General features: G+C 72.1%; 15 protein-coding genes and 1 tRNA gene. 6 read left to right on the forward strand and 10 right to left on the reverse strand.

The window, feature by feature from the left end; genetic code table 11:
* Positions 1-10 precede the first annotated feature (10 nt).
* The 5 genes from ACFE7H_RS07645 to rsfS all read left to right on the forward strand — a co-directional run bounded on the left by ACFE7H_RS07645 (position 11) and on the right by rsfS (position 4,214).
* Positions 11-1,279 carry a glutamate-5-semialdehyde dehydrogenase gene (locus tag ACFE7H_RS07645; protein ID WP_375400633.1) on the forward strand — a complete coding sequence of 423 codons (1,269 nt, stop codon included), beginning with the start codon at positions 11-13 and terminating at the stop codon, positions 1,277-1,279.
* 136 nt (positions 1,280-1,415) lie between these two features.
* Positions 1,416-1,595 carry a hypothetical protein gene (locus ACFE7H_RS07650; RefSeq protein ID WP_375400634.1) on the forward strand — a complete coding sequence of 60 codons (180 nt, stop codon included), beginning with the start codon at positions 1,416-1,418 and terminating at the stop codon, positions 1,593-1,595.
* A 32-nt stretch (positions 1,596-1,627) separates the two neighbouring features.
* The gene (gene nadD / locus ACFE7H_RS07655) at positions 1,628-2,239 is read left to right on the forward strand and encodes a nicotinate-nucleotide adenylyltransferase (RefSeq protein ID WP_375400758.1); all 612 of its coding nucleotides are present in this window, start codon (positions 1,628-1,630) and stop codon (positions 2,237-2,239) included.
* Complete coding sequence (locus tag ACFE7H_RS07660; RefSeq protein WP_375400635.1) at positions 2,236-3,822, forward strand: hypothetical protein; 1,587 nt, start codon at positions 2,236-2,238, stop codon at positions 3,820-3,822. The genes nadD and ACFE7H_RS07660 overlap by 4 nt, the downstream gene beginning before the upstream one ends.
* Positions 3,807-4,214 carry a ribosome silencing factor gene (gene rsfS, locus ACFE7H_RS07665; RefSeq protein WP_375400759.1) on the forward strand — a complete coding sequence of 136 codons (408 nt, stop codon included), beginning with the start codon at positions 3,807-3,809 and terminating at the stop codon, positions 4,212-4,214. Before ACFE7H_RS07660 ends, rsfS begins: the two co-directional genes overlap by 16 nt.
* Here the strand turns inward: rsfS and ACFE7H_RS07670 are convergent.
* From ACFE7H_RS07670 to ACFE7H_RS07705, 8 genes are all read right to left on the reverse strand, one after another.
* Positions 4,178-4,975 (reverse strand): endonuclease/exonuclease/phosphatase family protein, encoded by a 798-nt coding sequence (locus ACFE7H_RS07670; RefSeq protein ID WP_375400636.1) that lies wholly within the window; start codon positions 4,973-4,975, stop codon positions 4,178-4,180. The genes rsfS and ACFE7H_RS07670 overlap by 37 nt on opposite strands.
* A gap of 59 nt (positions 4,976-5,034) precedes the next feature.
* Positions 5,035-5,493, reverse strand: coding sequence for a hypothetical protein (locus tag ACFE7H_RS07675; protein WP_375400637.1), 459 nt, complete (start codon positions 5,491-5,493; stop codon positions 5,035-5,037).
* Positions 5,494-5,514: 21 nt separating this feature from the next.
* On the reverse strand, positions 5,515-6,177 hold the full coding sequence (locus ACFE7H_RS07680) for an RNase H family protein (RefSeq protein WP_375400638.1): 663 nt from the start codon (positions 6,175-6,177) through the stop codon (positions 5,515-5,517).
* Positions 6,178-6,217: 40 nt separating this feature from the next.
* Entirely contained in the window at positions 6,218-7,000 is a 783-nt protein-coding gene (locus ACFE7H_RS07685) for a DarT ssDNA thymidine ADP-ribosyltransferase family protein (RefSeq protein ID WP_375400639.1), read from the reverse strand.
* 152 nt (positions 7,001-7,152) lie between these two features.
* Entirely contained in the window at positions 7,153-7,650 is a 498-nt protein-coding gene (locus ACFE7H_RS07690) for a DUF4395 domain-containing protein (RefSeq protein WP_375400640.1), read from the reverse strand.
* Positions 7,634-8,071, reverse strand: a complete 438-nt coding sequence (locus tag ACFE7H_RS07695) for a TlpA family protein disulfide reductase (protein WP_375400641.1) — start codon at positions 8,069-8,071, stop codon at positions 7,634-7,636. The genes ACFE7H_RS07690 and ACFE7H_RS07695 overlap by 17 nt, the downstream gene beginning before the upstream one ends.
* A gap of 567 nt (positions 8,072-8,638) precedes the next feature.
* Positions 8,639-8,711: transfer RNA gene (locus ACFE7H_RS07700), tRNA-Ala, on the reverse strand.
* Positions 8,712-8,763: 52 nt separating this feature from the next.
* Positions 8,764-10,233 carry an MFS transporter gene (locus ACFE7H_RS07705; protein WP_375400642.1) on the reverse strand — a complete coding sequence of 490 codons (1,470 nt, stop codon included), beginning with the start codon at positions 10,231-10,233 and terminating at the stop codon, positions 8,764-8,766.
* 118 nt (positions 10,234-10,351) lie between these two features.
* On the opposite strand from ACFE7H_RS07705, the gene ACFE7H_RS07710 reads away from it, so the two are divergent.
* Positions 10,352-11,638 (forward strand): CynX/NimT family MFS transporter, encoded by a 1,287-nt coding sequence (locus ACFE7H_RS07710; RefSeq protein ID WP_375400643.1) that lies wholly within the window; start codon positions 10,352-10,354, stop codon positions 11,636-11,638.
* A gap of 18 nt (positions 11,639-11,656) precedes the next feature.
* Here ACFE7H_RS07710 and ACFE7H_RS07715 read toward each other — a convergent pair whose 3' ends face one another.
* On the reverse strand, positions 11,657-12,820 hold the full coding sequence (locus ACFE7H_RS07715) for an acyl-CoA dehydrogenase family protein (protein WP_375400644.1): 1,164 nt from the start codon (positions 12,818-12,820) through the stop codon (positions 11,657-11,659).
* A gap of 111 nt (positions 12,821-12,931) precedes the next feature.
* Entirely contained in the window at positions 12,932-13,771 is an 840-nt protein-coding gene (locus tag ACFE7H_RS07720) for a UbiA family prenyltransferase (protein WP_375400645.1), read from the reverse strand.
* Between the last annotated feature and the right edge of the window lie 102 nt (positions 13,772-13,873).

Genomic DNA, 13,873 nt, shown 5'->3' on the forward strand with positions numbered 1-13,873 from the left:
ACTGCGCGGCATGACCGACACCCTCGTCCGTCCCGTCACGGCCCAGCCGCGGTTCGAGGCCGCGCGCGCGGCGTCGCGGGTGCTCGCGACCGCGACCAGCGCCCAGAAGGACGCCGCCCTGCACGCGATCGCCGACGCGGTCGCCGGCAGCGCGGATCGGGTGCTGCCGGCGAACGAACTCGATCTGGCCGCGGCGCGCACGAGCGGCCTCTCCGCGGGGCTGCAGGACCGGCTGATCCTCACCGCCGACCGGCTGGCTGCCCTCGCCGACGCGGTGCGCGAGATCGCGCGGCTCACCGACCCGGTCGGCCAGGTGCTGCGCGGATCCACGCTGCCGAACGGCCTGCACCTCACCCAGCAGCGCGTGCCGTTCGGGGTGGTCGGCGCCATCTACGAGGCCCGCCCGAATGTGACCGTCGACATCACGGCCCTCGCGCTCAAGAGCGGCAACGCGGTCGTGCTGCGGGGCGGATCGGCCGCCGAGCAGACCAACCGCGCGCTGATCCAGGTGATCACCGACGCGATCCGTTCGACGGGGCTGCCCGCCGACGCCGTGCAGACCGTGGACGATTTCGGGCGCGACGGGGCCCGGCAGCTGATGCAGGCGCGCGGGCTGGTCGACGTGCTCGTGCCGCGCGGCAGCGCCGGCCTGATCGAGACGGTGGTGCGCGAATCCACCGTGCCGGTGATCGAGACCGGGGCGGGCGTCGTGCACGTCTTCCTCGACGCGGCCGCCGACACCACGATGGCCGTCGACATCGTGCTGAACGCCAAGACGCAGCGGGTCAGCGTCTGCAACGCCCTGGAGACCCTCCTGATCCACCGAGGCGCCGCGGACCGGCTGCTGCCGCCCGTGCTAGCGGCGCTGGTGGAGGCCGGAGTGACCATCCACGGCGACGCGACCGTGTGCGCTGCCTTCCCCGCCGCGGTCCCGGCGACCGAGCAGGACTGGGCTGCGGAGTACTACTCCCTCGACCTGGCCGTCGCGGTCGTCGACGACCTGGACGCGGCGCTGACGCACATCGATCGATGGTCGACCCACCACACCGAGTCGATCGTCACCAACGACCTGACGGCGGCCGAGCGATTCCTGGCCGAGGTCGACTCCGCGGTCGTCATGGTCAACGCCTCCACCCGATTCACCGACGGCGGCGAGTTCGGCTTCGGCGCCGAGGTCGGCATCTCCACCCAGAAGCTGCACGCCCGCGGCCCGATGGGCCTGGCCGAGCTGACGAGTACGAAGTGGCTGGTGCGCGGCTCGGGCCAGGTGCGCCACTGACCGACGGGTTCCGACTCCACGCGGGCCTGGCCTCGCGCGGGTCCGGATCAGCGCGGGTCGTGCCGCCCGCCCGTACACTGCTGCAAGGCCCGCCGACGCACGGCGCCGGCCACCGCACGGAGTTGAAGGAGCGCGGATGACGTTCTTGCTGGCAGCCGAAGAGGGCAACCTGCTCCCCGTCTCGTCCGTGATCTTCCCGCTGGTCGCAGCCGGGTTCTTCGCGCTGATGGGCGGAGTCACCTGGTCGTATCGCGACGTCGCACACCGCCATGCGAACAAGACCGGGGGCTCGCAGCCCTCGGGCTCCGACCACTAGCAGGCGCCGTCATCGCGGTGGTCGCCGATCAACTGCCTGCCGCCCGCCCCGCCGGCAGCCTCCGGAGGCGCGTCGGCGTCATGGGCGGTACCTTCGACCCCATCCATCACGGGCACCTCGTTGCGGCCAGCGAGGTGCAGCGCGTCTTCGAGCTGGACGAGGTGGTGTTCGTGCCCACCGGTCTCCCTTCGCACAAGCGGGCCGTCTCCTCGGCGGAGCACCGCTACCTGATGACCGTCATCGCGACCGCGTCCAACCCGCGGTTCACCGTCTCCCGGGTCGACATCGACCGCGACGGACCCACCTACACCGTGGACACGCTGCGGGACGTCGCGGCGCAGCGTCCGGACGCCGACCTGTTCTTCATCTCGGGCGCCGATGCGATCGCGCAGATCGTCGGCTGGAAGGATCTGGACGAGCTCTGGAGCCTCGCGCACTTCGTCGCGGTCAGCCGTCCCGGGCACGCCCTGAGCGTTGCGGGGCTGCCCCGCGGCGACGTCAGCCTGCTGGAGGTACCCGCCCTGGCGATTTCGTCCACGGACTGCCGAGCGCGTGTGCGACACGGCGTCCCGGTTTGGTACCTGGTGCCGGATGGTGTGGTTCAGTACATCTCCAAGCACTCTCTGTATCGGAGCGACACATGACTTTGTGGCACGACCAGACGTCGAGGCGGGAGCGGTCCCAGACCCTCGAAGACCGGGATCGGGCCACGATCGAGACCGAGCAGGAGGCGCAGCCGGGCAGCCGGCGCGCCGCCCGTGAGCGGGAGCGGCGAGCGGCGGAAGCCCTGGCTGCCGGTCAGCAGCATCCCTCCGGTGTCGTCGATTTCGGCGACCACGACCTCGATCCCGACTTCGGAGCCGAGGCGGGACTGGCTTCGGAGGCGACGACCAGCGACATCTGGGAGGCGCTGTCCCGCGCAAGCGGGCAGGACACGGCAGCGCCGGCGCCTGCCCCGGCGGACCGCCGCAGCGCCCGCCGAGCTGCGGAAGCCGCCGAGGAGCAGGCCCGCCAGCAGTCCTCCGCGATGCCCGAAGGTCTGATGGAGCGCGTGCGCGACCGGGTGCTGCAGGACCACGCGGCGTCCGCGGAGAGCGCCCCAACCGCCCAGCCGTCTGCACCTGCGGCGGAGCCGGCCACACCCCTGACCAGGCGGCAGCTCCGGCAGCAGCAGGCCGAGCAGACCGTCGACGGCATGCCCGCCTCCTGGTTCACCGAGGCTGGTTCGGCCGCGACGCCGGCGGCGACCCCCGAGACGGAGATCCCCGAGGCCTTCGGCGGCCACGAGTCCGGCGCGCACCGGATCGGCGCCGTCCAGGCGAGTGCCGACGAGGCGGATGACCTGGAGGGTCTCCCGACGGTCCGCATGTCGGCCGTGGACCGTGCGACGCTGCAAGCTCGCCTGCCGATGACGGGCCCCGTCGACCTGCCGCAGTACTTCTCCGACCCCGTGGGCGACGATGAGCTCGCGTTCTCCAGCCCCGTCCTGCCCGACCTCGCTCAGCCGCTCTCGCAGCATGCGGCGGTGGAGGACGTCGCCCGGTTCCAGCCGCCGACCGTGGAGCCGGTGCAGCCGTGGGCTGCCCAGGTGGCCGGTCAGGGGCGTGCGCGAGCGGTGCCCCTGCAGACCTGGGCGCAGCAGGCCGCTGCGACCGCCGCGCCGCGGGTCGAGCCCGACACGGAAACGGGCCCGACCGACCTGGCCGGCTTCGAGGCGCTCATCGCCCGTTCCCGTGGGTCGTTGGCGCCCGAGACGGGACTCGTCGTACAGCAGCCCGGTCGGCAGCCGGAGGAAGCCGAGGATCCGCACGCCGGTTTCTCGGGCCTGCTCTCGCGCAATGTGGCGACGCCGCACGGCTCGCAGAACGCGCTGATCATGCCGTCGGACCCGCAGCCCGACCTCACCACCGCGGTCACGGGCACCGGCGAGCAGTTCATCACCGGATCCATGAATCTGTCCCGGTCACTCGCGACGACCGGGGGGACCGCGGCGCACTACGACTCGCTCGAGGTGGACCGCCTCTTCGAGACGCCGGAGGAGCCCGCCTCCGGTGTCACGCCGATCCGCGCCGTGCGCGCGGTCAGCAGCGGCGCCTCCACCCACGACGTGCGGCCGCGGCGCAGCCGGTCCAGCGCGTTGCCGGTAGTCTTGGCGATCGTCGCCGGCGTGATGGCCGTCGGTGTGATCACGCTCCTCGTGGGCAGTTGGGTATTGAAGATCTTCTGACGAACGACCAGATTCGCATCACGCCCGACGAGGCCGTCCGGGTCGCCGCTGCCGCGGCGGCGGCGAAGAGCGGCACCGATCCGGTGGCGATCGACGTATCCGCCCGGCTACCGCTGACTGATGCGTTCCTGCTCGTGTCGGGGCGGAGCGAGCGCATGGTGCTGGCGGTCGCCGACGCGGTCGACGAGCGGCTCTCCGCAGCCGGTGTTCCCCTGCTGCGTCGGGAGGGCAAGGGTCAGGGCCGCTGGGAGCTGCTGGACTTCGGCCTGGTGATCGTGCACGTCTTCCACGAGGAGGACCGGGCCTACTACGGCCTCGAACGTCTCTGGCTGGACTGCCCCGTGATCCCGCTGCCTCAGCCTGTCACGGCGGGCGTCGACACCGCCGACTGAACTGCGGCCGAGGCGGATGGCTCCGACCGAACAGCCGTCGACCGAGGTGGAGCGTCCGCCGCGACGGGAGTCAGGTCCACGGTCAGCGCGCGGTGGTCGGACAGGTCGTTGCTCGACAGGCTGATCTCCCCGATTGCATACGTCTTCGGCACCAGGAAGTAGTCGTTCGCCTGCTGCGAATGCGGATACGAGACGTACTGCTCGATGTCGGAGGTGAGCACGTAGTCGTCCCGCCACAGGGCGCGGTACTGCTCCAGGTGGTTGACGTTGAAGTCGCCGCCGATGATCCGCTGCTCACCGCGATCTGCCAGGATCGCGAGTACCTCTTGCAGGTGGTGCAGGGCGAAGTCGTCGCGCACCGACAGGTGCACGTCCGCCAGGCGGTGCGTGACCGGTCCGGCCTGCACGTCGACGAACTGCACGATGCGGTGGTGCGGGTCGTGGTCCTCATGCCGCAGGACCAGCGCCTCCGTACTGGGGATCGGAAGCCGACTGAGCACCGCCAGGCCCTCGCGGTACACGCCGTAGGTCGGGCTGGCCTGCAGCCGCGTGATGGCGCTGTGCCGGTACGGGTAGACGAGCGAGCGGTTCAGCAGCTCGACCGGCGAGAACGGCGATTCGTCGGGCAGGTAGACGACCTCCTGGAACAGGATCACGTCGGGGTCCGTGTGTCGCAGGAACTCGATGACCCGCTGGGAGCGCTGCTCCCAGTCGAAGAAGCCGCGAAGGTTCAAGCTCGTGATCCGCATGGTGAGGTTCATCTTCCCTGGTCAGGCCGATAATCGAGCGCCGGTCCCCGAAGTGGGCTCATCGACTACCCTCAGGCCGCAGAATCGCCGCCCCGAGCGGCGCCGTCCCGAATGCCGTCCCACACGGTGGTGCCGTAGACGGGGATCCCCAGCCGCGCGACCCGGGCGGCGAGCACGGGGTCCAGGATGAAGCCGCCGCGATCGCTGTCGGATTCACCACGCCAGTCGATGCGCACCTCGTACCGCTCCTGCTGCAGCATCGCCACGGCCTGACCTTTGCCCTCCAGCGCCTGCAGCAGCCCGTACAGGCTCGCGAATCCACTGGCGTCGGTGCCGGTGCCGTGGTCCTCGTAGACCAGGTGCCAGACGGAGTGGTCGAGCACGCGCGCCGCCGCACCGGACCCGCCGACGGTAGTGCCTGCCTCCAGCGCCAGGGTGGGGATCAGGCGCAGGATCGACGTCACGCGGTCCGCGGTCGATGCTCCGGCGTCGCCGAGGACGACGAGCGTGGCGCTGTTGTCGACGATCACCGGCACACGGTAGTCGGCATCTCAGGAGGCGTCGGTGGCGAGGGCGCGCAGCTGCTCCTCGGGGGAGCGTCCCTCGCGCTGCGCTCGACGCTGCAGTCGCTCCCACTCCTCCGGGTTCAACTCGACGGTCACCCTGTGCGCTCGCGCCGGCGGGTCGAGGTCGAACAGCGACGCCGTCGGCGCGAAGGGGCGGCGCTCAGGGGCGGGCGTGGCTGCGGGAGTCCCGCCGAACCCGGGTCCGGCCGGGACGGCAGCGCCGCGCTGGTGTGCGGTCGCCGCGGCACGTGCGCGCTCGTCGGCCGCCTCGTTGAGCTCGTGGCCCACGTGCCCCTTGACCCACTGGAAGCGGTACCGGCGTCCCGCCAGCGCCTCGTCCAGGTCCTGAAGCAGCTCCACGTTCAGCACGGGCTTACCGTCCGCCTTGCGCCAGCCCTTGCGCTTCCAGCCGGGCATCCACTGGGTCACGGAGTTGATGACGTACTGGCTGTCGCACAGCACGAGCAGGTCGTCGTCGGTGCCGGCGGTGGCGCGGAACAACTCCAGGACCGCCTTCAGCTCGCCCATGTTGTTCGTGCCGCGCGGCCATCCGCCGGCGGCCCAGTGCTCGTCGTCGATGTACCACGACCAACCGGCGGGTCCGGGGTTGCCGAGCGCGGAGCCGTCGGCGGCGGCGGTGATCGTCACGGTGCCATCGTAGGAACCGCGGTGGCTGGATCGGGTCGGCTCACCCGCCGGTCGGCGTGAACCACGGCGGGTGCACGACGATGCGCGGCCCGTCCCACTCGGCCGCGTCGATCATCGCGCGCACCTTCGTGCGCATCGGCTCGTTCGGCACCCCGATGAGCACCAGAGAGTCGAGCGGCACCTGCTCGGGGACGAGCAGCTCCACCGTCGAGAGGGCCGGGTCCTCGCGGGTGAGCCGGGCGACCGTCCGCGCCGGATCGCCCACGGTGATGCGCGAAGCCGGAGCGGAGGCGTCGGTGTCGGCGACCGCGACATCCGGACCGATCCCTGTCGTGCCGGCGACGAGCATCACGTATTCCGTGGGGGAGGAGAGCCGAGCGGCGGTGGACCAGTGCGCTCCCGCGGCACCGTCACGCAACTCCACCCACCGCTCCGCGTCGGGAGACAGGTAGAACGGCACGTGGTCGGCGACGGTGCGCTCGTCCTCCACGTGGGCGGCGGCCCGCAACTCGCGGACCACCGGCGCGCTGACGTCGACGTCCGGCTCCGCGCCCGCGTTCGGCGACTTGATCGCGCGGTCCAGCAGGATCGCCTCGAAGTTGCGGACGTGCGTCACGTGGTAGAGGCGCCGGGTGGAGAACGGCGGAACGCGGGGGAGCACCGGCGTCGTCGGCGCGGTGGTCAGTCGTCGGGTCTGCACGGTGGCGACCCGCGGAGCCGCACGGGTCGTCGTCTTGGCGGCGACAGCCACCGGTTCGGGCCGCTGCCTTGGGAAGCAGATGTCGCAGAACCCGTCCTCGAACCCGTGAATGCATTCCGCCACTGTGTGCAGTTCCTCCCGCCCGTCGATGAGCGCCCACGTTCGAGCCTGCGACAACGGTACGCCGTTCCGATGCCTGGACGGTGCCCGCGCTCCGATGCACGCCATCTGGGCGGGCTTCGAAGCTGGGACGGCGGTTCCGCCAGCCGCTCAGCTCAGCCGGCGGAGGGGCTACGCCCGACGAGCCCGGATCGCATCAGCAGCAGATAGATCTGGCAGCCGAGGCAGTAGTCGAAGACGGCGTTGAGGAATGCGGCGATGAACGCCACCGCCGCAGCGATCGGTACCGCCGGCGCGATACCGAGCAGACCCACCAGCACCCCGATCGCGGTGACGATGAAGCCCACGAGCTGGGCGAACGTGGGCGGCGCGGCGTCCTCCAACTCGGCGGGCGGAGCCAGCCGGGGGCGGATGAAGCGCCGGAACAGTGCGCCGTAGGGGTGCCTCCGGACTCCCGCGAACGCACCCCACGCGAACAGCGCCGCGATCGCGGCCAGGAGCACGAGCGCCGCGATCCCGGCGCCTGCGACGCCGAGGAACACGACGATCAGCAGCAGCACGGCGGTGATCGCCGCCCCGAAGCGCGGGGAACGCGGATCGACGGTCGGTCGTGCGGCGTCGGCGGGCACGGTCTGTTCAGTGGGCGCGGACATTGGACTCCTTCACGATGTCGGCCACGGCGGCCTCCAGGTCGGCTCTGCGCGGCGCGCCGGCCAGGCGGGCGCGCACGACTCCGCCGGCGTCGAGCAGCAGCGTGGTCGGTGTCTGCAGCACCGCGAACCGGTCGGCGATGTGCGGGTGCTCGTCGAGCAGGATCTCCACATGCACGGCTCCCGGCACGGTGCGCGCGACGTCCTGCAGCAGCCGAGCGGTCGGCCGGCAGGCCGCGCACATGGTGGTCGAGAGCTGCACAAGGCTGACGCGCTCCCCGGGCGGGGCGTCCAGCCCGAGCGCCACCAGGTCGGTCGACCCGCCGTCGACCCGGCGCACGGCGCCGGTGCGAGCGCGCCACACCACGCCGATCACGGCGGTCACGACGACCAGCGCGACGACGACCAGCAGCGCGAGCAACACGTTGTCAGGCTATCCCCAGGTCGGGCTGAACGACCGCTGTGACGGCGAATGACGGCGATCGCGACCCCGCGCACCCGAGCCACGTTCTCGGCCGACCTCGCGCGGCAGCTGCGCTCTCTCGCGGTACGCAGGCACACCGCGCGACGCCGGGCCTACCGTGCGAAACCTGCGGATACAGCCCTCCGCAGAGCCTCAAACGACGACATGCCCCACCCGTTGGGCGAGGCATCTCGTAATTCCGTGGATCTGAGGGGACTCGATCCCAAGTCGCACGGCCGCCACGTCGCTTCGCGAAGCGTCGGAACCGGCGACTCGGGGCCCACCCCTCGAAGGAGGTCTCGATCCGTCGAGAGCCTCAAACGACACGATGCCCCACCCGTTGGGCGAGGCATCGTGTCGTTCCGTGGATCTGAGGGGACTCGATCCCAAGTCGCACGGCCACCACGTCGCTGCGCGAAGCGTCGGAACCGGCGACTCGGGGCCCACCCCGTGAAGGGGTTCTCGATCCGTCGAGAGCCTCAAACGACACGATGCCCCACCCGTTGGGCGAGGCATCGTGTCGTTCCGTGGATCTGAGGGGACTCGAACCCCTGACCCCCTGCATGCCATGCAGGTGCGCTACCAGCTGCGCCACAGACCCATGACCGCCGCCGAAGCGGCCCGTCGAGTGTACATCCCCGCTACCCGCCCGGTCAGGCCTCGGCGAGCAGCGGGGCGATGCGGTCGGACGAGCGGTCCGCCCAGTGGGTGTTGCTCAGGATGCTGAGCGCGATGATCGCCACCGCGACGCCGATCACGACCCACCACAGCGGATGCGTCGCCGTCGCGAAGCTCGCGCCGATCCGGCCCGCGCCCGCCGCGCCGGTCACCGAGCCCGCGATCGCGATGCCGAGCGCAGCGCCCACCTGGCGGGCCGTGGAGGCGATCGCCGCCGCCGCGCCGGCCTGTGCGTTCGGCATGCCCGAGACGGCCGTGTTCGTGATTGGGGCGTTGATCATGCCGAAGCCCGCGCCGAACAGCGTGTAGGTGCCGATCAGCAGCGGCAGCGGCGTGGAGGTCGTCAGTCCCAGCAGCACCGCGGATGCGCCGCCGATGCCGATGCCCGCGAGCGCCATCGGCAGTCGGGTACCGGTCTTCCCCACCAGGCGACCGGACAGCGGCGACAGCAGCAGGATCGCGAGTCCCGCCGGGACGGTGCAGAGGCCCGCCATGATCGGCGTCAGCTGTCGGGCGTCCTGCAGGTAGAGGGTGCTGACGAACAGGAATCCGCTCCATGCCGCGAAGGCCATCACCGCGGTCAGCACCGCTGCCGAGAACGGCGCGCTGGCGAAGAATCGAACGTCGATCAGCGGTTCTGCAAGCCGCTGCTCCACCCGAATGAAGGCGACCAGGGACACCGCCGCGACCACGAAGGCGCCGAGGGTCGCGGGGGAGGCCCAGCCCAGCTCCGGTCCCTCGATCAGGCCGAACACGACTCCGGCCAGGGTCAGGATGATGAGCGCCTGCCCGGCCGGATCCAGCTTGCGGCGGCCGCCGAACGACTCCGGCACGAACAGCGCCGTCAGCACGATCGCGGCGATGCCGATCGGCACGTTGACGATGAAGATCGCCCGCCACCCCACGGTCGTGACCAGCAGGCCGCCGACGAACGGGCCGAGGCCGAACGAGACGCCCACGACCGCGCCCCACACGCCCACGGCGCGGGCCCGCTTGACCTTGTCGGTGAACGTGGTCGTGATGATGGACAGGGCGACCGGGTTCATCATCGAGCCGCCGACCGCCTGCAGCACGCGGGCGGCGATCAGAAAGCCGACGCTCGGCGCGATGCTGCACAGCAGTGAGCCGAGGGTGAAGACGACGAGGCCGAGCTGGAAGATGCGACGCCGGCCCAGGCGGTCGGCGGTCGAACCGGCCAGCACCAGCAGGCTCGCCAGGGTCAGCGTGTAGGCGTCGAGGGTCCACTGCAGGCTGGTGACGCCGGCGTGCAGGTCGCGGCCGAGCGACGGCAGGGCCACGTTCACCACGGTCACATCCAGCGACACGATGAACAGGCTGAAGCAGCAGATCGCCAGGATCAGCCCGGAGTGACGGTAGCGGGGCGCAGGCGCGTCCCGCTGGTCGTCCCCGGCTGTGTCCGGCCGACTCGGTGCATCCCGACTCACTGCAGCATCCCGATCACCGTCGAATGCTAGGTCGGGGATTCGCCGGGCCCGACCCGAGCCCGGCGCGGCTCGGCTGCCGCTCAGCCGATCCTCGCAATCCTCCAGGTATGACGATCCGGTGCCCGCTGACTCCCGGCGCCCGATGACGATCGGGGCACGGTCGCCGTCCGCCCGGCGCCCGGCGGCGGCGGTCTCGCTGCTGCTGTTCGCGATCGTGCTGATCGCCTTCAACCTGCGCGGTCCGATCGTCACGCTGCCGCCGGTCGCCGCGCCCATCCGGAGCGAGCTGCACCTGAGCGCCCCGCAGCTGGGCCTGCTCACCTCGCTGCCCGTACTGTGCTTCGGGCTCGCCTCCCCCCTCGCGCTGGTGCTGATCCGGCGGATCGGGCCGCAGCGGTCGGTGTTCGCCTGCCTGGGCGGCGTGGTGGTTGCGATGCTGGTGCGCTCCAGCGGCGGATTCGCGCTCGCGATCGCTTCGACCATCCTGCTGGGGGTCGCGATCACGGTCGGCAACGTCGTGGTGCCGGTGCTGATCCGGGAGGGACTGCCGGCGCCCGGCCGTGCGCTGGCGACCGGCATCTACACGGCCGGCCTCAACCTGGGGTCGCTCGTGACCTCCCTCGCCACGGTGCCGATCGCCGAGCTGGCCGGCTGGCGGGTCGCCACGGCGGTGTGGGCCGTGTTCGGGCTGCTCGCCGCCGCCGTCTGGGTGGTCGTGCTGCTGCGGGTCCGTGCGGCGTCGGCGACCGTGTTCCCGACGTCCTCGTCGTCCCCGTCCCCGTCCCCGTCGTCGTCGCTGCCGGCCGCCGCCCGCAACCGGGACCTGGCCGATCCGCTGCCCTGGCTGCTCGCCGCCGTCTTCGCCGCCCAGGGCTTCAGCTATTACGGTGTCACCGCCTGGCTGCCCACCCTGCTGGCCGACGAACGCGGCCTGTCCGCGGCGGTCGCGGGGACCTCCTCATCCGTGTTCCAGGGCGCGGCCCTCATCGGCGGCCTCGGTGTACCCCTGCTCGCCCGCCGGTTGCAGCCGTGGCAGTTGCTGCTCGCGATCGGCCTGACCTGGTGCGTGCTGCCGATCGGGCTGATCGCCGCCCCGGAGTCGTTCCTCGTCTGGTCGACGATCGGCGGCATCGCGCAGGGCGGCGGCTTCTCCGCCATCTTCGGCGTCATCGTGCGCGTCTCGCGCGACGGTCGGCACTCCACGTTCCTGTCGGCGTTCGTGCAGGGCGTCGGCTACGTGGTGGCGGCCTGCGCGCCGTCGCTGCTCGGTGCGCTGCACGAGGTGGCCGGCACGTGGACGTTGCCGTTGATCGCCGTCCTCGTCGCCACGTCGACGCTGACCGTGCTCGGCGTCACCACCGCGCTGCTGTCCCAGGGGGCCCGGCACGCGCACGAGCCGCGGTGACCGCGACCGCGACATCGCTCAGACGCTGACCGGACCCAGCAGGCTGGTGGCGATCGTGCTGTGCGCGGAGTCGCTGGTAGACGGGTTGAAGGCGCCGGCCAGCACGTCGCGGTACAGCCGCGACAGCTCGCTGCCGGCCGCGTACCCGCTGCCCCCGCCGACCAGGATCGCCTGGTCGACCACCGCTTTGGCCCCCTCAGTCACTCGCACCTTCAGGCCCGACGCCTTCGCGAACCACCGGCCGCCGTGGTCGGCTTGCGTGTCGACATCGGTGGCGAGCGCCACTACCTGCGGCAGCAGCGCATCGTCGAGCAGCGCGGCGGCGGCGACCCGGTGCCGGATGTCGGGGTCGTCCGACTTCGGCGCTCCGCCGAGGCGCTTGGAGGTGCGGGAGCGCGCGGTCTCGACGGCCAGTTGCACGGCCCGCGCGCTCAGTCCCGCATACACGCTCGCGAGCAGGATCTCGAAGTTGACGAACACGCCGAAGATCAGCGGGTCGGGGTTGGGGCCGGGCGGCAGGCGGCGGACGACCCGGTCGGCGGGGATGCGCACGTCGGTCAGATGCGTGGTGTGGCTCTGCGTCGCGCGCTGCCCGAGGGTGTCCCAGTCGGGGACGATCTCGATGCCGTCGGCGGTACGGTCCGCGAAGCCCCAGACGATGCGGGGCCCGTCGTCGCTGACGGTGTCGAGGCCGAAGGTGCCGAGCCGCGTCCAGACCGGCGACAGCGAGGTGAACGTCTTCGTACCCGTCAGGGCGATGCCGCCGTCGGGCAGGGGCCGGGCGACCGTCGAGGAGCCGAACAGCACCAGGTCGTTGCCGGCCTCGCTGACACCGAAGGCGAAGACCTCGCCGGCCGCCGCCTCCGTGAGCACGAAGTCCAAGCTGGTATCGCCGCGGTCGGACAGCGTCTTGGCGACCGCCGTCCAGACCAGGTGCATGTTGACGGCCAGCGCCGTCGCGGGCGCGGCGGCGGCCAGGCGGGCCTGCTCGCGCACCGTCTCGGCCAGGGTCAACCCCGCCCCGCCGAACCGCTGCGGCACCAGGGCCGCCAGGTAGCCGACCTGCCGCAGCTCGGCGAAATCCGCCTCCGGGAACGCGTTGTCGCGATCGTAGGTGGGCGCGCGATCGTGGATGCGGGCCAGCAGGTCGTCGTCCAGCAGCTGGCGTGGCGCAACGGTCATTCCCGCCACGGTAGCAACGCGCGGGTCGGCCGCTGCGCCGACCGGCGAGATCGCCCCGCCCGGTGAGTTCGCCCGGCCCGGCCCGGGCTGCGTCGGCCGCCCGCTTCGTGCTCAGCCGACGAGTCGGGCGCCGGCGCCGATCAACGCCACGACCAGGGCGAGCCCGGCGACCAGCACCAGGCGGAACGGGGTACGCCCCGGAGACGTGCGGAGGCCGCTGACCACACCCGCGACCGCGCAGAGGGCGGCGACCGCGGCGGCCACGATCGTCAGCGGAGACTGCAGCCCGCTGCCCGCCACCGCCAGCGCGGTGCCGGCGAGCAGCACGGCGGGGGCGAGCAGGGCGGAGGCGCGAGCACCCAGCAGTTGCGGCAGCCCGCGGATGCCGGCGGCGGCGTCCGCCTCGACATCGGGGACGACGTTGGCGAAGTGCGCGGCGATCCCCAGCGCGGCTCCGGCGGCGGTCGCCCACCAGGGAGCGAGGCGGGGCGGGCCGAGGAGCAGCGTCCCGAGCGACGGCAGTGTGGCGAAGCCGACCGCGTAGGGCAGCACCGACAGCGCAGTCGCCTTCAGCCCCAGGTCGTAGGTCCACCCGCAGAGCACGAAGACCGCATGCAGCGCTCCGGCCGCCGGCGCGGCGAGCACCGGCAGCAGCAGTCCGGGGACCAGCGACACCAGCGCAGCGGCGCGGACCGTCGTGGGGGAGACGCTGCCGACGGCCACCGGCTTGTCGGTGCGGCCCGCGGCGCGGTCGCGCGCCGCGTCCAGCCAGTCGTTGCCCCAGCCGACGGAGAGCTGACCGATCAGCACGCCGGCCGCAAGCAGGGCGACGCGCACCGGCTCCGCCCCCACCGCGGCGCCGAGCCCGACGGCGGCCAGCGTGACCACCACGGACGGCCCGGGATGTGCGCTGCCCAGCACCGCGGCGGCCGCTCGCACCCCCCTCCGCATCCCTGCAGTCAACCAGCAGCACCGCCTCCGCCCGACTTCGTATGCGCACCCCGGCGAGGTTCCGGAGGCGCGGAATCACGAGCGCGCGGCGGTCAGCGAGCG

It is taken from the genome of uncultured Amnibacterium sp., from assembly GCF_964250715.1.
Lineage (GTDB): Bacteria > Actinomycetota > Actinomycetes > Actinomycetales > Microbacteriaceae > Amnibacterium.

Coding starts and splice junctions, on each gene's coding strand:
- ACFE7H_RS07660 (WP_375400635.1), top strand. CDS start 2,236: ATGACTTTGTGGCACGACCAGACGTCGAGGCGGGAGCGGTCCCAGACC.
- ACFE7H_RS07690 (WP_375400640.1), bottom strand. CDS start 7,650: ATGTCCGCGCCCACTGAACAGACCGTGCCCGCCGACGCCGCACGACCG.
- ACFE7H_RS07670 (WP_375400636.1), bottom strand. CDS start 4,975: ATGAACCTCACCATGCGGATCACGAGCTTGAACCTTCGCGGCTTCTTC.
- ACFE7H_RS07720 (WP_375400645.1), bottom strand. CDS start 13,771: ATGCGGAGGGGGGTGCGAGCGGCCGCCGCGGTGCTGGGCAGCGCACAT.
- ACFE7H_RS07650 (WP_375400634.1), top strand. CDS start 1,416: ATGACGTTCTTGCTGGCAGCCGAAGAGGGCAACCTGCTCCCCGTCTCG.
- ACFE7H_RS07715 (WP_375400644.1), bottom strand. CDS start 12,820: ATGACCGTTGCGCCACGCCAGCTGCTGGACGACGACCTGCTGGCCCGC.
- ACFE7H_RS07645 (WP_375400633.1), top strand. CDS start 11: ATGACCGACACCCTCGTCCGTCCCGTCACGGCCCAGCCGCGGTTCGAG.